We start from the raw sequence: 22,102 nt of genomic DNA on the forward strand, positions 1-22,102 counted from the left end.
GTGTTTTCGGTAAAATGAAAGTATCGCAAAAGGTCTCGAAAAAGTTAGCACCCCAAATGGCATAAAAAGTGAGCCATTGTCAGCACCTGAAATAACAGCTACCCTTAGAATTGTCAAGAGACTAAGGAGGTAGCAGAAAGGTGTTAAGAATGGCTCAAGTAAATAATATCAAGGATCTGTACGAAAATGAAGACCTGAGTTTGCGAGAAATTTCCCGTCAAACAGGTCACAGCTTCAAGACCGTCCAAAAGTACGCCTACCAGCTCGACTGGAGCGAGGACAATCTGCCGGATACCGAGCCAACGAGCTATCCGGTGTTGGGAGATTTCATTCCCGTAATTGATGAATGGCTGGAAGCCGACCATAAGATCCCGCGCAAGCAGAGGCACACCGTTTGGAGGATTTTCTGCCGTTTGCGGGATGAGCACGGTTTCGGTGGCAGCTATTCCAGCGTAAAAAAGTACGTCCGCAAAAAGCGGTTTGTGATGAATTCCAAGAACAGTGGTTATTTGCCTCTGGAGCATACGCTGGGCAGTGGGCAAGTAGATTTCGGAAAGCATCTCTACTACGATGGTGCAGGGCAGGAGCAGGACGGCTATGCACTAACCATTTCCTTCCCGAATTCCAACAAAGGGTACACCCAAACTTTCCCCTCTCAGAACCAGGAATGCCTGCTTACCGGTATGAAACGTATCTTTGAGCATATTGGCGGCGTTCCGCCGGTGCTGCGCTTTGACAATATGTCCACCGCCGTTGTGCAGGTACTCAAGGGTACAGACCGAATTCTCACAGACGGCTTTACCCGCTTCATGATGCATTACCGTTTCCGTGCAGAATTCTGCAATCCAGCATCCGGCAACGAAAAAGGCAACGTGGAAAACAAGGTGGGTTACAGCCGCAGAAATGCCTTTGTGCCGGTTCCGACCATTACGTCCTTTGACGATTTTAATGAGTCCCTGTGGGATTGGTGCGAGAAAGATGCACAGCGCCCGCACTACAAGAAGAAGCTTCTGATTGAAGAGCTTTGGAAAGAGGATGAGGCAAGCCTGCTGCGGCTTCCGGAATACCCGTTCTCGGTGTTTCGCTATGCTTCGCTGACGGTAAACAAAAACGGCTTTGTAACCATTGAGACAAACAAGTACGGCCTTTCTCCCATGCTTTCCGGTGAAACGGTACAGGCAAAGATTTTCTTTGACCATGTGGAGTTTTTCCATGACCACCACCCGGTTGGACACTACCGCAGGAGCTACAAAGCCAATGATGAGGTGTTTGACTGGACGCAGTATGTGTCTGTGCTCTGCAAAAAGCCTGGTGCGATTGAACACACTCGCTTCTTCCGGCAGATGCCCCAGCAGTGGCAGGCTTTCCTGGAACAGACCAGCGGCAGGGAACGCAAGAACGCTCTCCAACTGCTCAGCGAAATTGTCTCCGACGGCAATGCTACTCTGTGCAACGATGCGCTGGAGCTTGCCGGGGAAAATGGCCGCACGGATGCGGACAGCCTCCGGCAGTGCTATTACATGATTGCAAAGAAGGAATACCGTCCTGATCCACTCAAGCTGCTCGGTTCCCCGGCACTGCATTACAATCCCAATCTTTCCGCCTACGACGGGCTGATGGGAGGTGACGCAAATGTATGAGGAAATTGAGCTGATGATGCGACAGGTGAAGTTGGGCGGCATGGCCAAGGAATGGCGCTCCGTCCAGTTTGAAAGTACAGAGCAATATGTGACCGACCTGCTGAAGCTGGAGATGAAAGAGCGTGAAGCCAACAGGATTAACCGCATGGTGAAAACCGCCGGTTTCCGTGTTCTGAAAACGCTGGATGACTTTGTGTGGACTCCCGCCATTGAGCTGCCCAGCGGCTTGACTGCCGAGTACATGGAGGAACTGCAATTTCTTACGCCCAAGGAGAATCTCATTTTTATGGGCACTGTTGGTACCGGCAAAACACATCTTGCCACAGCCATTGCCTTGAAAGCTTGCCAGGAAGGGCGGCGTGTCCGCTTTTATACGGCGGCGTCCCTTGCCAATATCCTGCTGGAGAAAAACAACAAAGGTACGCTGAACAACTATCTCAGCACACTGAAAAAAGTGGAGCTCATTGTGATTGACGAAATTGGTTTCGTGCCGCTGCACAAGGATGCCGCCGAGCTACTGTTTCAGGTAATCTCCGACTGCTACGAGCGAAAGAGCCTCATTATTACATCCAATCTGGAGTTCTCGCAGTGGAACACTGTCTTTGGCGACAACCGCCTGACGGCAGCGCTGGTTGACCGGCTGATCCACCATTCCCACATTGTAATCTTCTCCGGCGAGAGCTACCGGCTGACCCAGTCCATGCAACGCCAGCGTACCCACTGAAAAAGCGCTCCAAAAAGTGAGCATTGGGCCCCGACCTGTTTGGCCCCGTGGGTCTCCAAAATGTGAGCGTTGGGTCTCGCCCTGTTTTGCCCCGAAAAAGGCCTCGATGCTACATGCACGAACAACAAATTAGGTGCTCCAAGGTGCTAACCTTTTTGGGGACCTTTTGCTAACATTTTTACTTGACGAACACANGCTACATGCACGAACAACAAATTAGGTGCTCCAAGGTGCTAACCTTTTTGGGGACCTTTTGCTAACATTTTTACTTGACGAACACAAGTACCTGGTAGTGTTAAAAAATTAAAGTGAGGAGATTAATTCATGGAAATAGAATATGATAATTCAAAAGTTAGATGGTGTTATAATGGATCTAATATTGAATATTATACAAATGGAATAGAGTTTGCAACTTATAACATGAATGCAATCTATATAGAAGTAAATTATGAAAATGTATATGAATATCATTATGTAAGTTTACAGGGGAAATTAATTCTCTCTTATTGTGAAAATACTGAAAATATTACAATTATGAATGAAAATAACAATAAAAAAATAATTCATATACCTTTTTTACATGATGTGGCTCTGGGGTGTAATAAACGTTTTTTCGTTCTGGCGGGAGAAAATTTTAATGGTAGATTATTAGCTTATACCTGTCAAGGTGAAAAAATAAATGAATATCTACCACCTAGTGGGTATACGTTTTATCGTTTTGGACAGGTTGGAAATGAAGTGAATGTTATCTGTCAAGGAAACGAAAATACAAGAGATAAATATGGAAGAAATGATTGGAGTTTTAAATTAAATATGGATGCAGGTGAATGGGAAAAGCTATCATTAGCCTATTAATGTGAGGAGCATTTAGGCTGGGCTAAAAAAGAATGGTATCAAGAAAATTGGTTCAAAATAGCGGTGGGAANGTCGAATGCCGATGCTATGCTCAAAAAGATCAAGGCAGCTGGTTTCTCTGACGCCTTTGTTAAGTACAGCGAATAAAGAATAGTCCGTTTCCCGCCACAAATTCATAAACCAAAGGTTAAGACGTTGATCTACAGTTACAGCCCGCCGAGGAATTTTTCTTCAGCGGGCTTCTTTTTTTTCGTCAAAGCGGCCTTTTCATGTCCAGCGAGTTTTGAGGAAGGCTCCTCAGAACGGAGGACAAGGTTATGACGACCGACCAGAAAAACCAGATTCATGAAATGCGGCAGCGCGGCTGTACCTACGCGAGCATTGCGGAGATGCTGTCAATTTCGGAAAACACGATAAAGACTTACTGCCGCCGGACCCGGCTCAGTGAAGAAACCGTATCCACCGCGCCGGTCTGTAGGCAGTGCGGCAAGCCCATCAAGGTAAAGGACAAGCACAGAGCACGGCAATTCTGTTCTGACAAGTGCCGCGCGGCGTGGTGGTATGCCAACCGTGGCAGTAAGTCCCGAACAAAATACCACCTGACATGTGCGAACTGCGGTCAGTCCTTTGTGAGCATAGGGAACAAGGCGCGAAAATATTGCTCCCACCAGTGCTATATCGCCGCACGGTTCGGAGGTGTCAGCCGTGAATGATCGTATTCTTGGCTACAAATCCGCTATGGCACAGGCGCGTCGGATGCTGTCGGAGGGTATTATCACCGAGGCTGAGTACGTCATAATTGATACAATGATGGCTGAGAAATATGGCTTATCTTCGTGTAGTTTATTCCGGGATAACGACTTGCTATATAGTAGTATCAGAGGTAATATGTCACACTACGAGGGGGTGAAAATATGCCTAAAACAATAAAAAAGGTATACTATCCACCGAAGCTGGAGCGAAAAAAGCGCGTCGCTGCCTATGCCCGCGTATCCAGCGGCAAAGACGCAATGCTGCACTCGCTCTCATCGCAGGTCACGTATTACAGTTCGCTGATACAGGAGCACGGCGATTGGGAATATGCCGGTGTATATGCTGACGAGGCGATTACCGGCACCAAGGAATGCCGTGACGAGTTTCAAAGGCTGCTTACCGACTGCCGCGCAAGGTGCATTGATCTGATACTTACCAAGTCCATTTCCCGCTTTGCTCGAAACACGATTACTCTACTGGAAACCGTGCGAGAGCTGAAAATGCTGGAAGTGGACGTTTTTTTCGAAGAACAGAACATACACACGATGGGTGCCGAGGGGGAACTGATGATGACCATTCTGGCATCCTATGCGCAAGAAGAAAGTCTATCAGCAAGCGAAAATCAAAAATGGCGTATCAAGCGTAACTTCGAAGCTGGAAAGCCGTGGGATTGCACGATACTCGGATACCGGGCAAAGGACGGCGTTTTTGAGATAGTGCCCGAAGAAGCCGAAACGGTACGGTTGGTATTCAAATGGTATCTCCAAGGGCTCGGCAGACAGGCAATCGCCAACAGGCTCAATGAGTTGGGCGTTCCCACGCGTTTTGAAAGAACATGGCACCAAGATACCATCAGCAAGATGCTGCGAAATGAAAAATACGCTGGAGACCTGCTTTTACAGAAGACCTTCCGCACCGACCATCTAACAAAGCAAACACGGATTAACCGCGGAGAGCTTCCCATGTACCACGTTCAGGATGCCCACGAGCCTATCATCGACCGTGTGACCTTTAATGCAGTACAGCAGGAGCTTATCAGACGGGCGGACAGCGTTAAGATTAAACCCGGCACGACCACAGCCTTCACTGGCAAGATACGTTGCGGTCTCTGCGGAAAAAACTACCGCCGCAAGACCACGCCCACCTGTATTACTTGGGTCTGTTCCACTTATAACACTAAAGGCAAAAAACACTGTGCTTCTAAGCAGATACCAGAGAACACGCTCAAAGCCGTTACCGCCGATGTGCTCGGCTGCAACTCCTTTAACGAGAACATATTTGCTGAGCGCATTGCCTTTATAACCGCACTGCCGAACAACAATCTGGAGTTTATATTTACGGATGGGCATACGGAAAAAGCTACATGGCAAGACCGCTCACGTTCCGAGAGTTGGACAGCAGAAATGCGGCAGGCAGCAGCAGAGAAAATGAGGAAAAGGAGTAAAAAACCATGCCAAAATCAGTAACAACAATACCTGCCACCAAAAATCGCTTCACGGCTCTGCCGACGACTTTGGTGGCGAAGCGCAAGGTGGCTGGCTATGCCCGCGTGTCCACAGACAGCGAGGAACAGCAAACCAGCTACGAGGCACAGGTGGATTACTACACGCATTACATTCAATCCCGTGAGGATTGGGAGTTCGTCGGGGTCTATACGGATGAAGGTATCTCGGCGACAAACACCAAGCACCGTGATGGCTTCAAGCAGATGGTCAAGGACGCTCTCGCCGGTAAGATTGACCTTATCGTCACGAAATCGGTCAGCCGATTCGCCCGCAATACCGTGGACAGCCTCACTACCGTCCGGAAGCTGAAGGAGCATGGCACGGAAATCTATTTTGAAAAGGAGAACATTTTCACCTTCGACAGCAAGGGCGAGCTACTCATCACGATAATGAGTTCGTTAGCTCAGGAGGAAAGTCGGAGCATTTCGGAAAATGTAACTTGGGGGCAGCGAAAGCGCTTTGCAGACGGCAAGGTCAGTATGCCGTATAAACAGTTTCTCGGCTACGAAAAAGGAGAGAACGGTATACCTGTGATAAACGAAGAAGAAGCCGCAATTGTTCGGCTCATCTATAGGCTATTTCTTGAGGGCAAAACGCCCGCTGGCATCTGCCGATACTTAGAGCAACAGGGCATTCCGACACCGTCCGGCAAGCAGAAATGGAGCCAAACCACAGTAAATAGCATTCTCTCAAACGAAAAGTACAAAGGCGATGCACTCCTGCAGAAGAAATTCACGACTGACTTCCTCACCAAAAAGATGAAGGTCAACGAGGGCGAGGTTCCACAGTATTATGTGGAACACAGCCATGACGCTATTATTGAGCCATTTGAATGGGACATGGTGCAGACAGAGATTGCGCGGCGCAGGTCACTCGGTAGAGCGTACAGCGGCAACAGCGTGTTCTCATCGAAGCTGGTATGCGGTGATTGCGGAGGATTCTTCGGTCAAAAAGTGTGGCACTCCAACGACCCATACCGCAAGATGGTATGGCGGTGCAATAGCAAGTTCAAGGGCGAGATGAAATGCGCAACGCCGCATCTGGACACGGAAACCATCCAGCGGAAGTTCCTGATTGCCTACAATCGCCTGATGGGAGACCGAGAAAACGTTATTTCGGACTGTGCTTCCATGCGGCGGGTGCTTTCCGACACTACAGCGCTGGACGTAGAACTGGAAAGCCTAAACGAGGAAATTACGGTTGTGGCGGAGCTGGTCAAAGCCTGTGTCAGGGAAAACGCCTCTACGGTACAATCGCAGAAAGAATACGCTAAGAAGTACAACGGGCTCCTTAGCCGCTACGAGAAAGCGACAGCACGTTTTGCTGAGGTGACCGCCGAGAAAAATCGAAAGTATGACCAAGACCGAGAGCTCCGGTTGTTCATCGAGGCACTAAAGAAACAGCCACTCGTCCTCGATGAATGGGACGAAAGGCTGTGGATTGCACTGCTCAATAAGGCTACGGTTTTCCACGACGGCAGGATGGTATTCGAGTTCAAAAACGGAACAGAGATTGAGGTTGGGTTGTAAGGCTCAGCCTCTTTTTATCGGGATAACTAAGCGTAAGCGCGGGCATGAAACTATTTTTGAGCGGAAATGAAACCCCACGAAAAAAGTGAAACTATTTCGAGCAATCGAAAGCATCGGTGCGGGTGATGGCTTTGATTCGGTCGAAAACGCAGTTTTTCAAAGGTAGACTGTCTGCGTTTAGAACCCCACAAAACACAAAAAAGCCCGTAAGCACAGGCTTTTCGGGCATAAAATAAGAACGCTAATATTGATACGGTAAGTATCAATATTAGCGTTCTTATATGGTCCGAGTGGCGAGACTTGAACTCACGGCCTCTTGACCCCCAGTCAAGCGCGCTACCAACTGCGCCACACCCGGACAACAACAACAGAAGTTATTCTATCATATGCGAACTGAAAATGCAAGATATTTTTTTAGAAATCCAGTATCCATGCGATAAAATAAAATCCTCAATATTCAAATTCTTTGATATTTTACGGTATCTAGTCAAGTCTACAAAATCAAACTTGCCATTTTGTATGCTTGACCCATATTTTATTTTGAGTATATCACAATAACCTAGTCAAGTCAACAATATCACTCTGCATCTGTTGTCGGCTGAACGGTATTTCGTTCCCCTTGTTCATCTGCAATCCTCTGTAATTCAAGGGCAGTATCAGTAGTATAAGGCGATTTATCAATCACTGTCTGTTTACTGATAGCACCCATATCATATTGGGTTTTCAATTCATTCATCATGCTTTGTGTATCCACTGGACGATTGACACTGAAAGTAATATCCAAACTATCATACATATCATCAGAGAATGTTACACCCTGAATTTTAAGCAATTTACGGATATATTCAAACCTTTTGTATATACCCTCTTTAAGCACCTGAATCATTTGTTTTGCCTTGTTATCTGTCTGGCTGAAAAGCAACTTCAAACTGATTTCAGACACATTTGCAATATTACCTTGTCCGATCACACTGGCTGGTACACTGGCAACGGCATATAACTGTTGTGTAAGGCTATCCAATAGCAATTTAATATTCTGATAATCCATTTGAGCAGTTACATACTTAAAATCACCGCCATCTTCAAGATTCAATGTGGCACCGCAAATATCTTTAGGAATACTGTCTGTGATTCTCTGTCCCATAGATACCCCTAAAGGATTCATAGACAAGGTATTAATTGCATCATCTAATTTACTTAACAAAGTTTCAATCTGATTCATAATTGGCATAAGGTCATTTAAAGGACTATCACCAAAGAAATTGTATTCGGACTTGTCCAAACTAGCATAGCAAATTGGTAAGCCGCTCAAATTTGCATATTCATCAACAAGTGTATTGTCCTGATACACCTGAACCATAGCCGGAGTATATACGACATAGTTTTTATGTCCATTCTCCATATCTTCCCAATGCTCAATAAACGCTACATAATTTTCATGTTCATCATATACAGGGTATGAATCTTCATTTGCTATGACCTTGCTTTTTATCACCCCATTATCGGAATATACATATTCAAAGGCATTGCCATAGGTATATAAATCCTCTGCAATTTCATAATCGGTCTTTGTGTACATACCTTTCTTGTAAATGCTATTGTATTTCTTTACAATTTCCTGCTCTCCTGTAATGCTTATAGGATTACCAACAACATAGGAAGTATGGAAATTTATAATAGATTTCAATGTATTCAGAACGATTTTAGCGGTTGTATATGTTTCTTCCTTAAACTTAAAATCTTTACGTTGCAATACCTTATGTAAGCGTAATAGATACTGTTTTATATCAACAACATTGGAAATGCGTTTCATATGCTCAGTTTTATTTATTTCATCTTGAAACCAAAATTCACTTTTTATATCCATTATATCACCCTTTCTTTATATGTAATTGACACCTGATTTTAGCGCAACGATAGCCATTGCGAACGACATTACTAAATCGTCATGAAAGCCTATTGTGGCTTCCATTTTTCCATCTTTGAACTGGAACATTTTCATTTCTGATAATAAATCCTTACTGTTAATAACAATCTGATTTGTTTCAAACAGTTCTACAAAGTCATTAATCATAAGAGGTTTAGTTTTTGGATTCGTTACGAAACCTACTTTTTTCATAGGGATACCCCTTGCATCATAATCCTTGTATTTGTACATGTTGGAATATCTGTAGTCATTTTTGAGTTTATCCACAACTGTATGTCCGGCACTCGCTTTTTCAACACAAAGTAATGCCTTATTGTAATAGATACCTATATCATTTACTATTTCCGCATACTGGAACGGTTTTATTTTATTACTCTTAAACTCTGCCACCTGTATTCCATCCTGTGATAATACATGAAAAGCAGAATAATCTTGTCCCATACCCTCACCAGTATCGACACCAATATAATACTTTTCCCCTTTTTTGGGGAGAACCCATAATGTCAATTCATGCCCTAACCACGGAACTAAGCTAACTGGCAATCCAATAGGCTTGTTTTTTATTGGTTTGACTTCATCAATATACTGCAATCTATCATGAATTAATTTAGGGGAGAAGATATTGCTGCCTGTACTGATAAATGCTTCAAGGGGGTTAGCAGGAAATTCTTGTGCAAATGATTCTTCACTACTGTTAGCGACCTTTAATCTTCTCCATACTAATTGTTCTAAAGTAGCATTTTGCGACCTTAACGCTTTTTCAATATCTGTTAATTCTTCATCTTTTGGTAATGAACCATGTATGGCAATATATTTATCACAAAATTCTTTGTATTCATCAGCAAACATTACCTTGTCATTTATCCAACTGAAGAAAAACGGCTTGTACATATTTTCTTTGCGTTCTGCCTTATTCCATAATTCTGAAAAATAATTTAAACCATTAGCAGTTGATTCAAGAATGATTTTCCCATTCGGTGTTAATGCCTGTTCAATAGCAAGTAATTGTTTGTCTATGTTATCTTTACAAAACGCTACTTCACTAACATGACAAAACCTAAGTGTTAAACCTCTGGCACAATCCTTGCTCCCACAAGTGGCACAAATAATTCTTGAACCATTTACAAATTTCAATTCCTTTTTGTTATTGGCTATCAATTCAACTCTTAATGCATTTGGTAAATCATTATATAACTGCTTTAATTTCTCAAATATTGCAGTAGCGGAATCAATAGAATAGGACACCAATAAGCAAGTAATATTACTGTTTGTCATAGCAAGATATATGGAATAAGCGCATGAAAGCGTTGTAATTCCTAACTGACGGCTTTTAAGTACAATATTATATTTATCCATGCCCTGTAAAAGTTCTTTCTGCTGTGGATTCAATTTGAACGGTACTAATTTACCGTTTTTATCAACCACATTCATGAACTTTTCCATATATAGAACCGGATTATTTACTATCTTTTTTAGCTTATCTTGTACTGTCATGTTACCCCCCTTTCTACGTTAATAAATAAGGGGATATAAGGCACTTTTATTTCAGTAAGCAAATTACACTACCTACCTATAAAAGCCGCCCTATAACCCCTAGAAACGCTTATACACTATTCTAATTCATCATCTTTAATGCCGTTCAATATTCCTAACAATTCACTGTCCTTTTCCTCTGCGAAGAACTTATCTGAAAAATCAGTAAATGCCTTGAAAGCATTTGTATCATCTTTTGCCTTATCATAATATGTATTGTACAATTCAATTAATTTGGCTTGATGTTCTCTTTTCAGCAGCCATTTAACCGCCGTCTGTACATTCTCTTCCATCAGCCAATTATTACAACTAACTTCTGTCATACCTGCTGTAAAAGATTTATAAGTATTTTTTAAATCATCAAATGTTTTAATATCTGAATTGGGTAAAAGTTGTGGAGCATATTTCCACATGATAAAATATACTTTGGGATAAGTCTTTACAAGTGAAAATAATTTTTGTTGAATACTAACCTCCTGTGATACACTTTTGCCTTGTGCATATCCGTCTAAATGATCTGACTTTTTTCTTCCTCCTGCCATTACTTACCACCTAACTTTTCAATAATCATATCTAACTTTTCATTCAGTAGATTAATTTTTCTATTGTTTTCACAAACTTTATCCCATAGCATATTATCTTTAATTTCTTGCATAGTGGAAATTACATCCTCTAATGTCTTAATTTCTTTTTCTGTATTTTTCATAGTAAATACTTCCTTTCAAAATTTGATCTTCATTCTGTACAACATAAAAGGGCATTACATTTCTGTGACACCCTTTAACGCAGTTTCAATTCTTCACTCGTCAACACAATTTTTGCATATGACATATGTTTGATAACTTACATCATCACTAATGCTATATTTCAATTTATTGTCCTTACTGGCTTTAACTCTAACCAACCCATAGGATACAAGTATTTCTTGTAGGCTTTTCTTAATCTGAATTTCTGTAGTTTGATACTTGTATTTGTCACCTAACAAATAAACCACATCTTTTTCTGTTGCATATCCTTTTTGCTCTATACAATAAAAAAGGCACTCCACTATTTGTGAAGTGCGCTTATCAGATTCTTTCGTTGTACCTTTTGCATTTTCATACTTGTATTGTGGGAAACATTTATTTGCTAAATCCACACCGAAGGTTCTTAATATATATTCTCTGCTTAACCCTTTAAGTGAGTAGTTATTTGCTTTCAATGTCTTTGCAATTTCTTCACTGTTTTCAAACTGTAAAACTCCATATTCAGGAAAACTATAAAAATTAGTAATTTTCTTGAATCCATATTTAGCGGCAATATGCTTTGCTTTCGTTAATTCTTTTTCTGGAATAGATTCTACTGGAAGTTTTTCAATCATATTAAGTAAAGCAAATAATGTCAATGACTGTGACAAATTTATTCTTTTGTTTGGATTAATTCCACATACATTCATTAAATTCTTATAACTATCAAAGAAAATTGGTCTTTCCATATTTTGCATATTATCATTTACATACTGTGTGAAGTGCAATAACATTTTTTGAATATGTACTTTACGGGTTCTAATTAATTTTGATAATGTTGGAAACTGTAAATCAAATTCTTCTGAATCAAGATAATTAGCATTGTCAATTAACATCTGCTGTTGTTGTTTCACCCAATCGGACTTTTCAAGTTTCAGATTATAAACGGATTTTATAAATTCGATTGCTTGACTTTTCTTGCATTGTGCTAACTTCTCTGTAATTCCTATAATGGTATAGCACTTATTGCAGCCAAAACACTTATATACTTGTGTTCCATCATCAGTAGTATAAATATGTGCAGAAGGTGAATCATCTTCATGTTCAGGCAAAATACAATTTACATATCCATCAATGCCTAAATATTCCGATAAATCAATAGAATTAATATATTTATACAAATCTTTCTCATTCTCAAATGATGTTTGCTTAAAGGGGTACCTAATAGAAGAAGGTAATATATCTTCTTTATTAGGTACCCTTTTTAGTAACTCTTTCATTACATCTACATTTAACGCTCTAATTGCTTCAAGTTTAAGTGCCATATTCTCGTTTGATTCTATATTAGAATATAAATCTAGTTTTTTTTTACATGATTTAGGTTCAATCGACTTATCACATTTTAACAAGGGCAATGCCTTATAATATTTTTTTATAATTTGCTGTGCATTAATCCTTTTATTATAAGAATCACAAATTAGTGACTTCCCACCGAAGAAGATTCTAGTACAATCCTTAGTAACATTATCTGATTTATCAAAAATAGAAATAAGAGTATTTTGCAATTTGTTTCTAGTTTCAACATCAGTAATAACCTTATCTGTACAAAACACTAATCTGAAATGATGTTCCTGCTCTGTATGGCTAAAACTCGTATAGCCAAAGCAAGGGTATATATTTAATTGAGAGCATTTTTCAAGTTGTTCCTGTATTGTTGTATCATGGTCAAAATCCAAAGCGAATAATTGTTGACTTATCCAATCGCTTGAATGAGTACCATTGAGTAAAGCAGGTTTGAATGTTGCTCCATGAGATAACCCATCTGCTAATTGCTCAATCGTGATTTCAGTTTGAGATAAATTCTTTTGTACCTCTGCTACTTCATAACCTTTTGGCTTATTCTGAAATTGTTTACTGTAATACATACATTTTACGTTCATTTGATTTTCTCCTTTACAATATAAAAGGGATACGGCTATTCACCGTACCCCTAATTCTTTATTTTTTATTCTTGGTCTGGTCTTTTATATTCGCTCAATGCCTGTCTAATTTCAGGTGTGGCATCAAATACCCAAAAGTTACATCTACTTCCCTCATTGAAGCATTTGAATAAGTATCTAAATCCGTTGTCTTTCAGATATAACATCTTCCGGCAACTATATACGATAATAAACCGATCACTAATTGATTTCTGAATTTCTTCCTGTGTCATTTTTATCCTGCCTTTCTGCATATTGAATAGGAATCCTTATAACAAGCCGCTGCTGTTATGATTTCATCAGGATTCATTTTATAGAGTAATCTCAATTCAGAATCACTCATATTTTCTCTTGTTACTGGTTGCACTAATTCAAATTCATAATCTGGAATATTAATATTTCTTTCACAATACAAGTGATTATTCTCCATTGTGATAGTTGTTTTTAAATGATGTTCCTTTATGAAGTCGGTAAAATATTGTTCGTCATGCGATTCTAATATTGGCAATAGATATTTGTCCATATCGAGCATTTCCATCCAATAGATATTGACATCCTTATATCTGCCGCCTTTATTGTAATAACCAATATACCAACCATCAATGCAAAGTAATATTGTTAATGCTTTTTCACTGTATTTTGATAAATCTCTATTGTATAAGGAACATAACAAAGGTAATGTACCACCGTTATATTTCCTATAATAAACATCTGTAATGATATTTGGATTGATAGATTCAGGATTATTAATAAATGTAAAGTGGTTATCAAATGTCTTGCGTCTGGTAACACTCAAATCTACAAATATAGGTTCTTTACCCTTTGTATGTTCTGCATTAAGATATAAACCATCTTTGAGAGAGTAAAAGCCGCCTATTTCTATTCCGAATTTATTTCTTAGTAAACAACATGAATAGTAACTGTCATAGTCATTTGATAAGACAAGATAATTCTTTTCAGGTGTTAAGTCCTCATACCATGTTGGAAATTTATTTAATAATTGTTGTTTCATTTTCTTGTTTTCACAAGAGTTTTACAGTTGGTTCAAACGATATTTAGTCTATCTCCCATAGGATTTAATGCTTATCATCACATCTCCTTCCTACCTGTAATGCCATAAAACACATCATTGTTTAATTCCTCCTTTGATTTTCATTTATTTGTTGTTAATTTGATTCCTTTGTGTTTTTCAAGTTTTCCATTTGCCTTTGCTACTGTTGCAAGGTTCATAGCATCAATAATTTGCTGATAGTTATTTTCTGTAAAATACTTTTTGCCTTGCTCAATTTGTCCGATCAGTTGCGGTGATACATCACAAAATTTTGCTACATCACGCAAGGACAAACCTTTGTACTCTCTGATTTCTTTGAATTCTTTTCCTGTTATCACGTTTGATTTCACCTCTTTCATAGAAATATAAAGGTAACAAATTTGTTACCTTTTCTATACCTATTGATTTACAGTAGATATAGAAAAAGCCAGAGTAACTATTGCTACTCTGACCTTTATAAGTCTTATTCAGTTTTGATTAATTGATTATGCTACTGTTTTTCTGCAAACTACAATGCCAGAATCGTCTAACAATTTCGTGCTGTAAAGGCTAGATGCAACAACATCAGTTGCAAGCAGAAGTGCCTGACGATCTTCTTCAAGAGTAATATTCTTTTGGAATACATAACCGAGAGCATCTTTCTTGATAATGTAAGTTTTGGCTTCTAATTTAGTAGTATCCCATGTACCGTTGGAAGTTACAATTACAGGAATACCGAAATAATGACCGATAATACCATTCTGAACAATTGCGTTACCTGCGGTCTGATAGGTTTTTGCGGTATTTACAAATTCGTCCATACCAACAAAAGAGGAACGGAGTTTAGGATTGATAACGATAGCAGCAAAGGAATCAGTATCCACATTGTCACCGAAATTATCAATACCACTCTGTAATTCAGCAGAAGTGATTTTATCGGCTGCTGCGGTTGCACTCTTAAATACTGCTGTATCTGCGGCTGCTGCAAGGTCTGTATCAATTTGTTTTGCCATAGCGGTACTTACCTGCTCAACAATCTTATCGAGTACAGTACCTTTAATCTGTGACAATTCTGAATCGTACACACGGAAAGCAGAACCAATGTATTTGATAACTGCTGTGCTATCTGTCATATCAATAGTAGCAGGAGTGAGGGGAGTACCCTTAACAACTGTTTCTACTGTTGCGGTTCTTTTCAGTTTGGGGAAGTGCATTGTGTCACCTGCGGACTTAATATCGGATACAAGGGAAGTAGCATCAAACGCTACAGAACCAAAGCGGAGAGTAGTACCGAGTTTCTCATTAACTGCATTTGCGAAAATTTCAGGAATAAATATAGCCATAATAAATTACCTCTTTCTTTCATTAAAATTTTGATTTCTGTGTCACCGTTTCAGTGACTCTGCACCTCTGATTTACATACCCATCAACTTTTTAGCAAGTTCAGGGTTGGAATTATAAAATTCCGTTCTTTGTGAGATGTTCATACTTGCCCATTTTTCTTTTGAAATAGATTCACTATTCATGTGTCCAGTTGGTTTATATCCTGCTTTTTCAATTCTTGAATTAACAAGATTTTCAATTACAGTATTAAAACTATCAACGTCCACATCATCTTTCAAAAAATCGGCAATTGAACCATCAATATTTTTTGTGTTCAATTTTTCAAGCAAAGCAATTTTCTTTTCCTTTGCTTCAAGTGCTTTCAAGCGATTTTCAAAATCAATCTCTGCATCAGATTTTTGTTTTGGAGTAAGTTCAGCAATCTTGTCCTTCAATGCTTTAATATCTGCTGAATACTTTGTCCTTAACTTATCCTCTGCTGATTGAATTGCCTTTGCATAATCACTCTTGCTAATGGTAATAGTGTCCTGATCCTGTTGTTCTACATTTGTATTTTCTTCCATAAATTAAACCTCTTTCCTGTTACGTTGCCACAATCCCCAAACTGGTTACTGTGACTTGTCCCATTTGTTTAAAAATTTGTATATAGAAAAAACCCTGCTCAAAAAAGAGCAAGGTTCAATCAATCTGAATATTAATTTTGTTCTTCTACCCTAAGTTAGAAAAAAATGAAAATGCCAATTTTCCGCATGATTACTGGACTTTTTAAGCATTTTTATTTAATTTGTGAGCGTTAGGTTTATGGTTATTGTAATTTATATATCGTTATCCTATACTGTATATATAACTGTACATAAAAAATCCGCAAAACCCGCATGAATACTGAATTTTTTAAGCATTTTTATTCAATTTGTGCTGTATAAAATTCTCTATCCATAAGTTAGAGATTTTTCAAAATTCTATTTTTCCGCATGAATACTGAATTTTTTAAGCATTTTTATTCAATTTGTTAACCGTAACATTTTAACTTTTATAGTTTATTTCTACTTGCTTTCAACCTTTTGCTCCAGCACATCAAGCCGCTGATTCATATTCTCTAGGGTAGTTGACATTTTATCCATATTAGAATTAATGTTGACAAGAACTTCATTCTGCTTGTCAATCTGTTCTAGTAATTTATTTTCTCTGTTGACATTATCTTCTCTTTGCTGATTTATGTATTTGACCATAAACCAACCTAAACCCAAACAACACACAATAGGGAATCCTACAGTTGTGATTAAGTTGGTTATTGCTTGCATATCCATTTTTTCACTCTCCTATCATATTATATAAAAAACAAAAAGCCGCACAAACATAGTGTTCATGCGGTTTACAAGAGTTTTTGATAACTTACATATTTTATTCAAAGTATGCAATGCTTTTATGCAATAAAATTATGCATATTTATAGTATTCATATACAATAAAAATATACAACAAAATTATACATATCATTAGTATTCATATTCCAGTAGGAATTTTCAGATTGCCTATCGGAAAAACCTAATGAAAAACTCCTATTTTTCTATATTTCTATTAATCATTCCTTTTCTGCAATATCATTTGCGATGTGTTATAGTATTAAATGGGATATTATTATTTAATTACTATCCATAAGTTAGAAAAAAATAAAAAGTCCAAAAAACCGCATGAATACTGAATTTTTTAAGCATTTTTATTCAATTTGTTGCGTATTCCAAATTTTTTGCAATATTAAAAAACTTATCCTTTATCTATACACTTTACAAATTTGAGTATAAAAAATAAAAATCCCCGTAGCCCGCATGAATACTGAATTTTTTAAGCATTTTTATTTAATTTGTGCTTGTCTTAATCTTATTATAATATCGTTTATTAATTTGCTGTTTCATTTCCTTATAATGTTTATCATAACATTCTTTACAACGTGTGGTTTGATTGTCTTTAGAATTAGCAAAAAACATTTTACCACAATCTATACATCTAATAAATCGTTCTCCACAATAAAAATTATGGTATAATAAAACGGTATAATAAAACACAATACATTTTCTTATCCATATACAATTAAAATATTTACGTAAGACTTGTAATTTGAATTGGTACTGTTTTTACTTCACAAGTACCTGTGCTATTTGTCAAAGACAAAGTAAATTGTAAACCAATCAGTGCATTATCTGCATCCACATTCAAATAACATCTCAAAGGATAAGCAGTTTGATATGTTAGATGTATTTTTGCCTGTTGCGCCGTTGTTAATCCACTTACATCTATTGACCATGCAGGAGTTAAAGTCGTAACCTCTGTTCCCGTAGAATCATAGAAATGACACATAAACGGTTTTAAAGTGCCGCCTACTTTAACTGTAGCTATATTAGTAGTATCATTATATTCTGTCCATGTAGCCGCTGTATTTGTAATCTTACAAGTGTATTGTGTAGTTGGAACTGGAACTGTAACAGTAATTGCTTTTGTAGCCGTTTTATTGTGTTCTACCCATGTTGCGGTAAATATAACACTTCCTGCTTTAAGGAATGTAATTTTGCCTGTGCTGTCAATTGTAGCAATAGAAGTATCTGAAGAATCCCATGTGATAGTTGCCGTTGTATCTGCCGTACCATTTATTGTAGCCGTTGCGGTTAATGTCGGTGTATCAGAAGTTGTATAAGAATCATTACCTGCAATAGTAAGTCCATATACTGGCGGTTCTGTTATTGTGATTGATTTTGTAGAACTTACGCTATGTTCTTGCCATGCAGCGGATATATCAACACTACCATTTGCAAGGAATGTGACATTACCGCTTGAATCTACTGTTGCTTTGCTTGTATCAGAAGAACTCCATATAACATTGGCATTGGTAACTACTGTATTATCTGCTTTTGCAGTAGCCGTAAATTGTGCAGTTGTTCCTCTATCATAAGAATCATTTGAAGTAATGGTTACTGTATAAACTATACTGGTTGATTCTCGTTCAACGTAAATATAAATTACGTTGTCCTTATAAATCAGATTATCAATCTTCCAATAACCGCCCAAAGCATAAAAGCAATCATTAATTTTTAATGCTCTTGTGATAGCCGAATTTTCCGCTATGAGTTTAATATTACCTCCGACAATTGAAATAGTATTGCTGCTAACTGCTAAAGCATCATTCACATCATAGGCATAGGCAGGAACATTAAATTCCGTGCTCCCACTGATATAATTCATAACTGCATTTGTTTGTCGCAAGTCCGATTTTAGGTATGTATCATTTTCAGCGGATTCTTGATTGATGGAAAGATATATTTTATCTTTGTATTTCAAGAGTTGTCCGGCATGGACAGTAGAATCGGCACTATAAAATATTGTTACTGTATTCTGTAATTTATTCGTATCACTATTGCGCCTAAATATGACATTGTAGGGAGTGTTATCTGAATAGGCAGTAATTACTTTACCTTCACGCTTTAGGGCATCAGAAAAGGTAGAATTAACTGTATCATACATTCTATCACCTCTCAATCATGATACATAAAATTGAATTGTGAATCGGTTGTACCTGCTGCATCAGGTATTGAAAGTATTTTGCTTTGAAGTGTATCAAGCCGTTTTTGCAGATATGTATAGGCTTGCCCTGTAGTCGCAAATTCTGTTTCTACTGATCTGAATAAATCAAGGTTATTTGCAAGGGAATCCAATACATCATATACGGTTTGATATAAATTTTTCTGCATGGTTGCCTTGTCATAGGTTTCAGTACCATCAAGGGAATTTTCAGTCAGATAGATTGATAGAGTATCATCAGGATAATAATCTTTATTGTTCAATTCCATCTTTAAACGATTAAGTGTTGTTATTGCCATTGTATCAGTCCTTTCTATGTAATGTATATAGGGGTGTACGAAATGGAACACCCTGCTTGTAATTTGAGAGAGGTTAAATTTGACACACACTCAAATGAAGTTCCATTGAAAATTGGGAAATCCCATCTTCAACGTGGTAAAGAGTTTACTAGTTGAAAATTATCAACCATTTCTTGAAGTTCTGGAATAAGAGTGGTAAGTTTTTTATAATTGGCATATGAACGTTCATCAACACCGAGTTTGTTTGCTAAATCACTTTGTGTAGCAGATTGAACATTGTGCAATCTGTCTCCACCATTTTTAATCCCATAAATTCTTTCAAGTTCGCAAATGATACGTCCCATCTTTAAACTACTACTTGAAATATCTCCACGTTGTCTTAAAACATAATGTAGTTATATAGTTTTTGAAGTAAATAGACGATTTCATGTTCCGGCAGTATAATTTCATACCCTTACTATAAAAACGATTCTAGGGTTGTATTTCTTTATTTAGTATTATAGATTTTGACATATGAGTGGTTAGGGGTATAATTTCATAGGGAAAGAGTTTAAGGTAGATTTTATTATTTATTTACATAAATTTGACATAAGAATACCCCTACCTTAATTGATAGGGGTGAAATTTTGTTGGCAGAAAAAAAATAGGTTAGCTATGGCGGCATTTTCGGAAAAGGGGGTTCTCCACTACATTTTTTCATGCTATTCTATACATAATTTATGTATATTAAATGTATAATCCTCATTCTGATATTGTAATAAAACTTTTATTTGGTTCTAACTTCCACTGGTTAAAATGCCTAATTTCCTATGGAATTGGCTTGTTTTATCGGTCTATCTCCTGTTCTAATCACTATATATGGTATATGTCATTATTATTAGTCAATATTGACAAGTATAATGCTATTCATAACACTAATTATTAGTTATTATCCACATAACTAATTAGTCAAAACTCTTATTTTGTATAATTACCTATTGCTAACCACTGATTATAAGCCTATATCAGCACAAAGTAGAGAAGATATAGCATATTGTATAAAATATGTATATTGTTGTATAATTGAATACTCAAAATCATTGTAGGTGTACCCTGTTTCAGGGTATGCCTATTTTTTATGTCGGCGATATATTGTCACTGACTTGCTGTTATGTTGATAATCGCGAACATACCTTATTTTACAAGTCAAATATCACAATATATTCATAACATAGTTTACATATAATTTATATATGTATTAAAGCATACTATATTGGTATAACTTATCGCGATTAATCTATACTAAAATGGTATGCATTGTTGAAAAAAATAATAATACTCACCATACAAGAATACTTTTATTACCTGCACAATGAGTATTATTCATTTCATTTTTATATCTGCCTTGTATGCCCTTGTAAGGCACAATAGGGTATATTGTTGATAGTTTATCCAATATCGTCAATATCCGCTCACAAACGATTCTAGCGCATTACAAGCATCTTTTGCTTTTGGTTAATCTACTTGATGTTGGCTTAATTCGTTCAATAATAGAATGTTCATCAATGTCACTGGCTAAATCTTCACCGAATAAGTGTACATAATGCCTTGTCATTTCTAAGTCCTTATGCCCTAACAATGATTGTAACTTAAATGCTGAACCGCCTGTAATAATATAGTTCCTAGCAAACGTATGCCGGAAAGCATGAATAGAAGTAATGGATACACCACGTTTTCTATTGTATCTTGCTATGGATTGCTTAACCGAGTTCTCATTTATCTTCTCACCTGTAAAGGCGGGAAAGAGATATGAATCATCTGATAATCCCCACAATTCAATATAGGGTGGTAAAATGTTCATTAGAGTTTTTGTAAGCGGAGTAATAAGTTGTTCTCTATTTTTTGTTACACGCACAATAATCCTACGCTCTGTAAAACTAACATCTGATACCTTAATATTAACTACGCTACGCAAACGGTTTCCAGTTTCAATGAAGTAATTTATCATTACCCAATCTCTATATTCTACAAAACTGCATTTTTTCAAGTTCGGTTTTGCTATGAGTTTTTGAATATCATCATCAGTATAGGTTTCAATAATTTCTTCTTCCTGCTTGATAAGATTAATCTTAAATGGCTGTAAATACTCTTTTTCCATGCAAAAATAAAGAAATGCTCTAACTGCTTTCAAATGGGTATTGATAGTAACACTTTTTATGTGCTTGCTTCTTAAGTACAAAGTAAATTCTTGAACTACATTTTTAGTAACCTGATTAATAAAAGTAATATCAACACTTTTTAGGAATTCAAAGAATCTTACCATATTGTATTTATAAGACCTGATACTGGCTTCGGATAGATTCTTGAGTTGATTGAATCGTTGAAATTCCTCAAAACATGAATTGACATCTTTTTGAAGTTCCGCTCTTGTAAGTTTATTCATGATATACACTCCTTTGGTCAAGTGTACAAAATGAATCCTTAAAATTGTATGCTTAACTAAATACCTTTTTACAAAAAAATAAATCCTCAAAAATGGCAATCTAAAGCCATTTATCAAGGATTTGAATGTTGATTTTTCTTTGTTCGTCCCCCAGTCAAGCGCGCTACCAACTGCGCCACACCCGGATTTGACAACAAAAAATATTTTATCACAACTTAGGGGAAAATGCAAGTATTAATCATACAGAAGTCCATTTTTTGGCGGCGCA

21 protein-coding genes and 1 tRNA gene are annotated in these 22,102 nt (G+C 37.7%); 7 read left to right on the plus strand and 15 right to left on the minus strand.

Going from position 1 to position 22,102, the window contains the following annotated elements; translation table 11 throughout:
• Positions 1–149: 149 nt before the first annotated feature.
• The 7 genes from istA (at position 150) to OUY18_RS07795 (ending at position 7,006) form a co-directional block, all read left to right on the plus strand.
• Entirely contained in the window at positions 150–1,640 is a 1,491-nt protein-coding gene (gene istA / locus OUY18_RS07770; protein WP_268058201.1) for an IS21 family transposase, read from the plus strand.
• Positions 1,633–2,364, plus strand: coding sequence for an IS21-like element helper ATPase IstB (gene istB / locus OUY18_RS07775; RefSeq protein WP_268058202.1), 732 nt, complete (start codon positions 1,633–1,635; stop codon positions 2,362–2,364). The genes istA and istB overlap by 8 nt, the downstream gene beginning before the upstream one ends.
• Before the next feature lie 324 nt (positions 2,365–2,688).
• Complete coding sequence (locus OUY18_RS07780; RefSeq protein WP_268058203.1) at positions 2,689–3,219, plus strand: hypothetical protein; 531 nt, start codon at positions 2,689–2,691, stop codon at positions 3,217–3,219.
• 317 nt (positions 3,220–3,536) lie between these two features.
• On the plus strand, positions 3,537–3,932 hold the full coding sequence (locus tag OUY18_RS07785; protein ID WP_141826556.1) for an RNA polymerase subunit sigma-70: 396 nt from the start codon (positions 3,537–3,539) through the stop codon (positions 3,930–3,932).
• Complete coding sequence (locus tag OUY18_RS13820) at positions 3,925–4,149, plus strand: SHOCT domain-containing protein (protein WP_141826557.1); 225 nt, start codon at positions 3,925–3,927, stop codon at positions 4,147–4,149. Before OUY18_RS07785 ends, OUY18_RS13820 begins: the two co-directional genes overlap by 8 nt.
• On the plus strand, positions 4,134–5,438 hold the full coding sequence (locus tag OUY18_RS07790) for a recombinase family protein (RefSeq protein ID WP_268058204.1): 1,305 nt from the start codon (positions 4,134–4,136) through the stop codon (positions 5,436–5,438). The genes OUY18_RS13820 and OUY18_RS07790 overlap by 16 nt, the downstream gene beginning before the upstream one ends.
• Positions 5,423–7,006, plus strand: a complete 1,584-nt coding sequence (locus OUY18_RS07795; protein WP_141826559.1) for a recombinase family protein — start codon at positions 5,423–5,425, stop codon at positions 7,004–7,006. Before OUY18_RS07790 ends, OUY18_RS07795 begins: the two co-directional genes overlap by 16 nt.
• 282 nt (positions 7,007–7,288) lie before the next feature.
• Here the strand turns inward: OUY18_RS07795 and OUY18_RS07800 are convergent.
• The 15 genes from OUY18_RS07800 to OUY18_RS07870 all read right to left on the minus strand — a co-directional run bounded on the left by OUY18_RS07800 (position 7,289) and on the right by OUY18_RS07870 (position 21,834).
• Positions 7,289–7,364, minus strand: a tRNA-Pro gene (locus tag OUY18_RS07800).
• 219 nt (positions 7,365–7,583) lie between these two features.
• Positions 7,584–8,873 carry a phage portal protein gene (locus OUY18_RS07805; protein ID WP_268058205.1) on the minus strand — a complete coding sequence of 430 codons (1,290 nt, stop codon included), beginning with the start codon at positions 8,871–8,873 and terminating at the stop codon, positions 7,584–7,586.
• Between the two features lie 15 nt (positions 8,874–8,888).
• Positions 8,889–10,427 carry a terminase large subunit domain-containing protein gene (locus OUY18_RS07810; protein WP_268058206.1) on the minus strand — a complete coding sequence of 513 codons (1,539 nt, stop codon included), beginning with the start codon at positions 10,425–10,427 and terminating at the stop codon, positions 8,889–8,891.
• Between the two features lie 116 nt (positions 10,428–10,543).
• Positions 10,544–11,008: a hypothetical protein gene (locus OUY18_RS07815; protein ID WP_268058207.1), complete on the minus strand. Its 465-nt coding sequence runs from the start codon at positions 11,006–11,008 to the stop codon at positions 10,544–10,546.
• Entirely contained in the window at positions 11,008–11,172 is a 165-nt protein-coding gene (locus OUY18_RS07820; protein WP_268058208.1) for a hypothetical protein, read from the minus strand. The genes OUY18_RS07815 and OUY18_RS07820 overlap by 1 nt, the downstream gene beginning before the upstream one ends.
• Positions 11,173–11,265: 93 nt before the next feature.
• On the minus strand, positions 11,266–13,131 hold the full coding sequence (locus OUY18_RS07825) for a hypothetical protein (RefSeq protein WP_268058209.1): 1,866 nt from the start codon (positions 13,129–13,131) through the stop codon (positions 11,266–11,268).
• Positions 13,132–13,405: 274 nt separating this feature from the next.
• The gene (locus tag OUY18_RS07830) at positions 13,406–14,182 is read right to left on the minus strand and encodes a hypothetical protein (protein ID WP_268058210.1); all 777 of its coding nucleotides are present in this window, start codon (positions 14,180–14,182) and stop codon (positions 13,406–13,408) included.
• Positions 14,183–14,322: 140 nt separating this feature from the next.
• On the minus strand, positions 14,323–14,559 hold the full coding sequence (locus OUY18_RS07835; protein WP_268058211.1) for a helix-turn-helix domain-containing protein: 237 nt from the start codon (positions 14,557–14,559) through the stop codon (positions 14,323–14,325).
• Between the two features lie 147 nt (positions 14,560–14,706).
• Entirely contained in the window at positions 14,707–15,543 is an 837-nt protein-coding gene (locus OUY18_RS07840; protein ID WP_268058212.1) for a hypothetical protein, read from the minus strand.
• Between the two features lie 72 nt (positions 15,544–15,615).
• Positions 15,616–16,107, minus strand: a complete 492-nt coding sequence (locus tag OUY18_RS07845) for a hypothetical protein (protein WP_268058213.1) — start codon at positions 16,105–16,107, stop codon at positions 15,616–15,618.
• Between the two features lie 480 nt (positions 16,108–16,587).
• Positions 16,588–16,851 (minus strand): hypothetical protein, encoded by a 264-nt coding sequence (locus OUY18_RS07850; protein WP_268058214.1) that lies wholly within the window; start codon positions 16,849–16,851, stop codon positions 16,588–16,590.
• A 789-nt stretch (positions 16,852–17,640) separates the two neighbouring features.
• Positions 17,641–19,056 (minus strand): Ig-like domain-containing protein, encoded by a 1,416-nt coding sequence (locus tag OUY18_RS07855; protein ID WP_268058215.1) that lies wholly within the window; start codon positions 19,054–19,056, stop codon positions 17,641–17,643.
• Positions 19,057–19,067: 11 nt separating this feature from the next.
• Positions 19,068–19,412: a hypothetical protein gene (locus OUY18_RS07860; protein ID WP_268058216.1), complete on the minus strand. Its 345-nt coding sequence runs from the start codon at positions 19,410–19,412 to the stop codon at positions 19,068–19,070.
• Positions 19,413–19,540: 128 nt separating this feature from the next.
• Positions 19,541–19,756 (minus strand): hypothetical protein, encoded by a 216-nt coding sequence (locus OUY18_RS07865; protein ID WP_268058217.1) that lies wholly within the window; start codon positions 19,754–19,756, stop codon positions 19,541–19,543.
• Positions 19,757–20,883: 1,127 nt separating this feature from the next.
• The gene (locus tag OUY18_RS07870) at positions 20,884–21,834 is read right to left on the minus strand and encodes a tyrosine-type recombinase/integrase (protein WP_268058218.1); all 951 of its coding nucleotides are present in this window, start codon (positions 21,832–21,834) and stop codon (positions 20,884–20,886) included.
• Positions 21,835–22,102 lie beyond the last annotated feature (268 nt).

This window comes from Caproiciproducens galactitolivorans, assembly GCF_026672255.1.
GTDB classification, from domain to species: domain Bacteria; phylum Bacillota; class Clostridia; order Oscillospirales; family Acutalibacteraceae; genus Caproiciproducens; species Caproiciproducens galactitolivorans_A.